The organism is Sphingomonas populi (assembly GCF_004208535.1).
Lineage (GTDB): Bacteria > Pseudomonadota > Alphaproteobacteria > Sphingomonadales > Sphingomonadaceae > Sphingomonas > Sphingomonas populi.
This window is the reverse complement of record NZ_SGIS01000147.1, coordinates 1-1,351: the sequence shown is the minus strand read 5'-3', so window position 1 is coordinate 1,351 and position 1,351 is coordinate 1. Positions and strand designations below refer to the sequence as shown.

At 65.1% G+C, this 1,351-nt stretch carries 1 protein-coding gene; it reads left to right on the top strand.

All coding sequences use genetic code 11. The features are described from left to right. Positions 1 to 129: 129 nt before the first annotated feature. Positions 130 to 1,311 carry an IS256 family transposase gene (locus EWE75_RS24600; RefSeq protein WP_165388539.1) on the top strand — a complete coding sequence of 394 codons (1,182 nt, stop codon included), beginning with the start codon at positions 130 to 132 and terminating at the stop codon, positions 1,309 to 1,311. Positions 1,312 to 1,351: the final 40 nt, after the last annotated feature.

The following is a 1,351-nucleotide window of genomic DNA, read 5'->3' as shown; positions in this document are numbered from 1 at the left end:
GGTTGTGTAACGCGAGGTCTGGAAATTCGATCGGGTCGTGATTGGTAAGCTGGTGCCGGGGCATGCCCCGGCACCAGCTGCCCATCTTCTGCATTCCATGGAGTTGCGACACACCCGTGGAGAGAGCGAATGGACAGCAGGCATGATAAGGCGATCGAGGCCGTTCTGGAACAGCTGATCGAACACGGCCCCGAGGGCATCGCGACCGTGTTCGCACGCACCTTCGAGATGGCGATGCGGATCGAGCGCGAGCGCTTCCTGAGCGCAGGGCACTACGAACGCACGACCGACCGACGGGGCTATGCCAACGGCTACAAGTCCAAGCGGATCGATACCCCGGCGGGCACAGTGGAGGTGGCAGTTCCCAAGACCGCCGGCCACGGCGCTGAGCCCTTCTTCCCTCAATCGCTGGAGCGTGGCTGCCGCTCGGTGCGCGCGGTCATGCTGGCAGTGGCCGAGATGTACGTGAAGGGCGTCTCCACTCGCCAGGCCGAGGCAGTGCTGCGCGAGTTCGGGATCGAAGGCCTTTCCTCCTCGCAGGTCAGTCGCGCCGCAACCCTGCTCGACGACGAACTGGAAGCGTGGCGCACTCGTCCGCTCGGCGAGATCCGCTACCTGATCCTTGACGCCCGGTACGAGAAGATGCGCGCAGGCGGCGTCGTTCGCGACGCAGCCGTCCTCTCGGCGATCGGCATCGGCCCAGACGAGCGGCGCCGGGTGCTCGGCGTCAGCGTCGCGCTGTCGGAAGCCGAGGTCCACTGGCGGGCCTTCCTCGACGGATTGGTCGCACGCGGCATGCGCGGCGTTGAATTCATTGTCTCCGACGATCACGCCGGCCTGCGCGCCGCTCGCCGAGCCGTACTCGGCGCCGCCACCTGGCAGCGATGCCAATTCCATTTGGCTGCCAACGCCATCCATCACGCACCAAATACCGCCATCCGCGGGCGCATCGGGACCGAGCTGCGCGGCGTCTGGAACGCCAATTCGCTTCCAAAAGCGCAAGCCGCGCTCGACGAACTCGTCGCCAGCTACCGCGACACTGCGCCTGCCTTGGCTACATGGCTGGAAAACAGCGTTCCCGAGGGGCTCGCCGTCTTCACCCTGCCAGAGCATCACCGTCGGCGCCTGCGCACCTCCAACCCCATCGAGCGCGCTGTGCAGCAGGAGCTCAAACGCCGGACCGTCAAGGTCCGCGTCTTCCCCAACGACCAGTCACTCCTGCGCCTCGTCTCTGCCGTTCTCGTCGAGATCGACGAAACATGGGCCTCCGACAATAAAGGCTACATCAAGTGGGAATGCCGGGATGCGTGATCACGCACCCGTCAATTTCCAGACGTCAGGTTGCGCAATC

Coding starts and splice junctions, on each gene's coding strand:
- EWE75_RS24600 (WP_165388539.1), top strand. CDS start 130: ATGGACAGCAGGCATGATAAGGCGATCGAGGCCGTTCTGGAACAGCTG.